Below are 6,088 nucleotides of genomic sequence, written 5' to 3'. Positions count from 1 at the left end.
TATAAACGGCAACACCCCTTGCCGTTGGGGAACGGAAGGGGTGCTGGTTTAAGGGGTTGGCGGCCACCTACTCTCCCGGGTGTGACCCCAGTACCATCGGCGCAGCCGGGCTTAACTTCTCTGTTCGGGATGGGAAGAGGTGAACACCGGCGCCATAGCCGCCATTATCTTTACCTGGTCTTTGGTCAGGCAGAATGGCTGTTAAAAGCTCTTTTGTATAAGTTGACTAGTTGGGAGAGAAAAAACAGGGAAAAAAGTGTCAAGGCGCGGGCCGGTTCTTAGCCGGTTAGCATTGCGGCTGGTGAGAACACACTCGGGCAATTAGTATGGCTCGGCTGTGCTATTTCTAGCTCTACACCTGCCACCTATCCACGTCATCGTCTCTGACGGCCCTTAAGGGAGATCTCATCTTGGGGTGGGTTTCGCACTTAGATGCTTTCAGCGCTTATCCCATCCGAGCGTAGCTACCCTGCGCTGCAGCTGGCGCCACAACAGGTCCACCAGAGGCTCGTCCAACCCGGTCCTCTCGTACTAAGGTCAGAACCCCTCAAATCTCCAACGCCCACAACAGATAGGGACCGAACTGTCTCACGACGTTCTGAACCCAGCTCGCGTGCCACTTTAATCGGCGAACAGCCGAACCCTTGGGACCTTCTCCAGCCCCAGGACGTGACGAGCCGACATCGAGGTGCCAAACCTCCCCGTCGATATGAGCTCTTGGGGGAGATCAGCCTGTTATCCCCAGAGTACCTTTTATCCTTTGAGCGATGGCCCTTCCATGCGGAACCACCGGATCACTATATCCGTCTTTCGACCCTGCTCGGCTTGTAGGCCTCACAGTCAAGCGCCCTTCTGCTATTGCGCTCTGCGTACGGTTACCAAGCGTACTGAGGGCACCTTTGAAAGCCTCCGTTATTGTTTTGGAGGCGACCACCCCAGTCAAACTACCCACCAAGCACGGTCCCCCACATTGTGAGGTTAGGCGCCAAGCAACTCAAGGGTGGTATTTCAAGGACGGATCCACGACGCCTGGCGACGCCGCTTCATCTCCTCCCACCTATCCTACACATGAGTTACCCAGCGTCAATGCTAAGCTATAGTAAAGGTTCATGGGGTCTTTCCGTCCCGTTGCGGGTACTCGGCATCTTCACCGAGACTACAATTTCACCGAGCTCACGGCTGAGACAGCGCCCAGATCGTTACACCATTCGTGCAGGTCGGAACTTACCCGACAAGGAATTTCGCTACCTTAGGACCGTTATAGTTACGGCCGCCGTTTACCGGGGCTTCGATTCAGAGCTTCGCCTTGCGGCTAACCCCCCCTCTTAACCTTCCGGCACCGGGCAGGTGTCAGGCCTTATACGTCATCTCTCGATTTAGCAAAGCCATGTGTTTTTGTTAAACAGTCGCCTGGGCCTTTTCACTGCGGCTTCTCTGGTTGCCCAGAGGAAGCGCCCCTTCTCCCGAAGTTACAGGGCCATTTTGCCGAGTTCCTTGGCCGTGATTCACTCGAGCACCTTAGGATTCTCTCCTCGACCACCTGTGTCGGTTTGCGGTACGGGCTGCTATGTATTTAAACGCTTAGCGGGTTTTCTTGGGAGCCGGATTAGGGACACTATCTCCGCGGCCGAAGCCTTGGAGTACTATCAGCTTTCAGCAAGTCGAGCGTACTTCACTACTCAACTTATACCTACGGCCTTCAACGCACTATTCCGTCAGTGCGCGGTCCTTTCACTTCTCCGTCACCGCATCGCTATACATAGCCGGTACTGGAATATTAACCAGTTGTCCATCGGCCTGCGCTTTCGCCTCGGCCTTAGGTCCCGACTAACCCTGATCCGATTAGCGTTGATCAGGAAACCTGGGTCTTTCGGTGTGCGGGTTTCTCGCCCGCATTATCGTTACTTATGCCTACATTTGCTTTTCCCTGCGCTCCAACGCCCCTGACAGGACGCCTTCGCCGCAGCAGGGAATGCTCCCCTACCACAGTAGTTAGACTACTATCCGCAGCTTCGGTATTATGCTTGATGCCCGATTATTATCGATGCCCTGTCGCTCGACCAGTGAGCTGTTACGCACTCTTTAAATGAGTGGCTGCTTCCAAGCCAACATCCTGGCTGTCTCTGCAACTGGACCCCCTTTGTTCAACTTAGCATAAATTTTGGGACCTTAGCTGGCGGTCTGGGTTCTTTCCCTCTCGGCGCAGGACCTTAGCACCCTGCGCCTCACTGCCGTGTATATCTAGTGGCATTCGGAGTTCGTCAGGATTCGGTAGGATGTGACTCCCCCTAGTCCTATCGGTAGCTCTACCTCCACAAGACTCACCACGACGCTGCCCCTAAAGGCATTTCGGGGAGTACGAGCTATTTCTCAGTTTGATTGGCCTTTCACCCCTACCCACAACTCATCCAAATACTTTTCAACGTAAACTGGTTCGGACCTCCAGTTGGTTTTACCCAACCTTCATCCTGGTCATGGGTAGATCACAAAGTTTCGCGTCTACCCCCTCTGACTCTGCGCCCTATTCAGACTCGCTTTCGCTGCGGCTCCGATCCTTGAGAATCTTAACCTTGCCAGAGAGGAGTAACTCGTAGGCTCATTATGCAAAAGGCACGCCGTCACCCCACAAAAGGGCTCCGACCGCTTGTAGGCGTATGGTTTCAGGGTCTATTTCACCCCCTTATTCAGGGTACTTTTCACCTTTCCCTCACGGTACTGGTTCACTATCGGTCTCTCAGGAGTATTTAGCCTTAGCGGATGGTGCCGCTGGATTCAGGCGGGATTTCTCCGGTCCCGCCCTACTCAGGATCCCACTAGGGCCAGAAAGCTTACGTGCACAGGACTTTCACCTTCTCCGGTGTGCCTTCCCAGGCACTTGCACTTCACTTGCTGGTCCCACGGCGTGGTCCTACAACCCCGCCCCTGCCGTAACAGGAACGGTTTGGGCTCTTCCGCGTTCGCTCGCCACTACTTGCGGAATCATTGTTATTTTCTCTTCCTCCGGGTACTTAGATGTTTCAGTTCTCCGGGTTCGCTTCCTTTCGGATGGTATATCTTCAATATACCGGGTTGCCCCATTCGGATACCTGCGGATCGACCGGTATGTGCCCGTCCCCGCAGCTTTTCGCAGCTTGTCGCGTCCTTCATCGCCTCTGAGAGCCTAGGCATTCCCCATACGCCCTTCTTTGCGTTCTCGCCGGTGGTATTACTACCCCCGGCCCGCTCGCTTGACCGGTGTTCCGAAGAACACCGTCTTACAATTCTTTATTTTCTCTCTCCCATCATGTCAAAGAACTTTCTCTTATAGACTTTAGACGATAGACATTAGACGTTAGACGTCCGTATGCTGTCTTCTATTGCTTTAAGGTAGTAGTAGGGGCCTGTTGCCGCTACTTGGTATTGTTGTGTTAAGCTTGGTGGAGAATAACGGAGTCGAACCGTTGACCTCCTGCGTGCAAAGCAGGCGCTCTAGCCAGCTGAGCTAATCCCCCTTGTGTAATCTAAGGCAAGTGGTGGGCCTGCGTGGACTCGAACCACGGACCTCTACATTATCAGTGTAGCGCTCTAACCACCTGAGCTACAAGCCCCCGTGGCTTGTGAGCCGGGGAACGCGCCGCGTGTGCCGCACCTCGCTTTTTCAGTATATCATAAAAGTTAAGTTTGAGAAGGAAAGTGAGACAGAAAAAACAAGACGACAATAAGTGCGTCCGCGCCGGGTTTTACGGCGCTGCGTCGTAAAAGTCCAAGGCCGGGATCAGCCCTAGAAAGGAGGTGATCCAGCCGCACCTTCCGGTACGGCTACCTTGTTACGACTTAGCCCCAGTTACCAGTTTTACCCTAGACGGCTCCTGTAACGGTCACCGGCTTCAGGTCTCCCTGACTTCCATGGCTTGACGGGCGGTGTGTACAAGGCCCGGGAACGTATTCACCGCGTCGTTGCTGATACGCGATTACTAGCGATTCCGGCTTCACGAAGTCGAGTTGCAGACTTCGATCCGAACTGAGACCGGCTTTTTGAGATTGGCGCACCATCACTGGTTGGCAACCCTCTGTACCGGCCATTGTAGCACGTGTGTAGCCCTAGGCGTAAGGGCCATGATGACTTGACGTCGTCCCCGCCTTCCTCACTCCTTGCGGAGGCAGTCTCTTTAGAGTCCCCACCTTGACGTGCTGGCAACTAAAGATAGGGGTTGCGCTCGTTGCGGGACTTAACCCAACACCTCACGGCACGAGCTGACGACAGCCATGCAGCACCTTGCTTTGTGTCCCGAAGGAAGGAAGCATCTCTGCTTCTGTCACGCGCATTCTAGCCTAGGTAAGGTTCCTCGCGTATCATCGAATTAAACCACATGCTCCACCGCTTGTGCGGGCCCCCGTCAATTCCTTTGAGTTTCACCCTTGCGGGCGTACTCCCCAGGTGGAGTACTTAACGCTTTCGCTTGGACGCTGGCTGTGTATCGCCAACATCGAGTACTCATCGTTTACGGCGTGGACTACCAGGGTATCTAATCCTGTTCGCTCCCCACGCTTTCGTGCCTCAGCGTCAGTTTCGGCCTAGCGAGCTGCCTACGCAATCGGGGTTCTTGGTGGTATCTATGCATTTCACCGCTACACCACCAGTTCCGCCCGCCTCGACCGAACTCAAGCCCGCCAGTATCAATGGCAGTTCCAGGGTTGAGCCCTGGGATTTCACCACTGACTTAACGGGCCGCCTACGCACCCTTTAAACCCAATAAATCCGGACAACGCTTGCACCCTCCGTATTACCGCGGCTGCTGGCACGGAGTTAGCCGGTGCTTATTCATCAGGTACCGTCAGTTACTCCCGCAGGAGCGTTTTCTTCCCTGATAAAAGCAGTTTACAACCCAGAAGGCCTTCTTCCTGCACGCGGCATGGCTGGGTCAGCCTCTCGGCCATTGCCCAATATTCCCTACTGCTGCCTCCCGTAGGAGTCTGGTCCGTGTCTCAGTACCAGTGTGGGGGACCATCCTCTCAGAACCCCTAGCCATCGTCGCCTTGGTAGGCCATTACCCTACCAACTAGCTAATGGCACGCATGCCCATCTTCCACCGCCTCAGCTTTGACTGTCTTCGGATGCCCTCAAACAGTGTCATGCGGTATTAATCCGGATTTCTCCGGGCTATCCCCCAGTGGAAGGTAGGTTGCATACGCGTTACGCACCCGTGCGCCACTAACCAAGTTCCCGAAAGAACAAGGCTCGTTCGACTTGCATGTATTAGGCCTGCCGCTAGCGTTCATCCTGAGCCAGGATCAAACTCTCCATTGTAGTGTGTACTTTTCAGATTCTATTACTAGAACCAATGTGTCTGTCCGATCCCGGCCTTTTCCTTTTACTCTATTTCCTAGAATTGACGCGGCGCCGGGGATTGCTCCCCGCCCCGCGCGGATTTACCTATTCGTCTTTTTATTTTTCTATCTCACAATCTCTCAAAGAACTTCCGCAAAGAACTACTTCCTTTGCCTAGTGCCCTCCTCGTTTGAAGGGCAGACCCGCAGGTCATATTACTCAATCACTCGTTGTTTTCTCGTTTCCGCTGGCGAGCTGCTCTCGTTTGCGGAGTGCAAAGGTAAGAAGTTTTTCTTTCTCTGCAAGCACTCGCTCAAAACTTTTTTTTCTTTTTTCTTCGGCCCGTTCAGCCGAGAAGCCTTTTTGCTTCCTTGCGAAGCGGAGTGCAAAGGTAGCAAACTTTCCTTTTCTTTTGCAAGACCCCAAGGCAAGTTTTTTTTCTTTTTTTCTTCGATCAGCTGCTGTTACCAGCCTGCCTTCCGGCTCCCTGCCTGCTGTAGGGGCTGCAAAGGTAAGCAACCTTTTCGAACCTGCAAGCGTTGGGCGAAAAAAATTTCAAGCTTTTTCTCTTTCAAAACACGGGCTGCCGCTTTCAGCTGCCCAAGCCCCCTGCCGGAGCTTCTTTTCATTTCCCCGCCTGTTGTAGTTGGGAGTGCAAAGGTAGTGAAAGCGTTGCATTCCGCAAGCCCTCCCCCGCCACTTGGCCCGGGAGAAAGCAGCGGTTTCCCCTAACCGGCTGATCCGATGGGAGAATAGTTTCCAAAATAGTTTCGGGTTTTT

At 53.8% G+C, this 6,088-nt stretch carries 1 protein-coding gene, 2 tRNA genes and 3 rRNA genes; all 6 read right to left on the bottom strand.

What is annotated here, in order from left to right; translation table 11 throughout:
• Positions 1 to 54 precede the first annotated feature (54 nt).
• Positions 55 to 166: ribosomal RNA gene (rrf, locus tag OB13_RS01800) — 5S ribosomal RNA — on the bottom strand.
• Between the two features lie 135 nt (positions 167 to 301).
• Positions 302 to 3,195, bottom strand: a 23S ribosomal RNA gene (locus tag OB13_RS01795).
• Between the two features lie 219 nt (positions 3,196 to 3,414).
• A tRNA-Ala gene (locus tag OB13_RS01790) sits at positions 3,415 to 3,491 on the bottom strand.
• A gap of 19 nt (positions 3,492 to 3,510) precedes the next feature.
• A tRNA-Ile gene (locus OB13_RS01785) sits at positions 3,511 to 3,587 on the bottom strand.
• 177 nt (positions 3,588 to 3,764) lie between these two features.
• Positions 3,765 to 5,287, bottom strand: a 16S ribosomal RNA gene (locus OB13_RS01780).
• Together the 16S, 23S and 5S rRNA genes with 2 tRNA genes alongside form the textbook arrangement of a ribosomal RNA operon.
• A gap of 240 nt (positions 5,288 to 5,527) precedes the next feature.
• Positions 5,528 to 5,827, bottom strand: coding sequence for a hypothetical protein (locus OB13_RS01775; protein WP_461488429.1), 300 nt, complete (start codon positions 5,825 to 5,827; stop codon positions 5,528 to 5,530).
• Positions 5,828 to 6,088: the final 261 nt, after the last annotated feature.

The sequence above is a fragment of the Pontibacter sp. HJ8 genome (assembly GCF_054824225.1).
The sequence above is the reverse complement of the archived record's forward strand: the minus strand, read 5'-3'. Positions and strand labels throughout refer to the sequence as shown.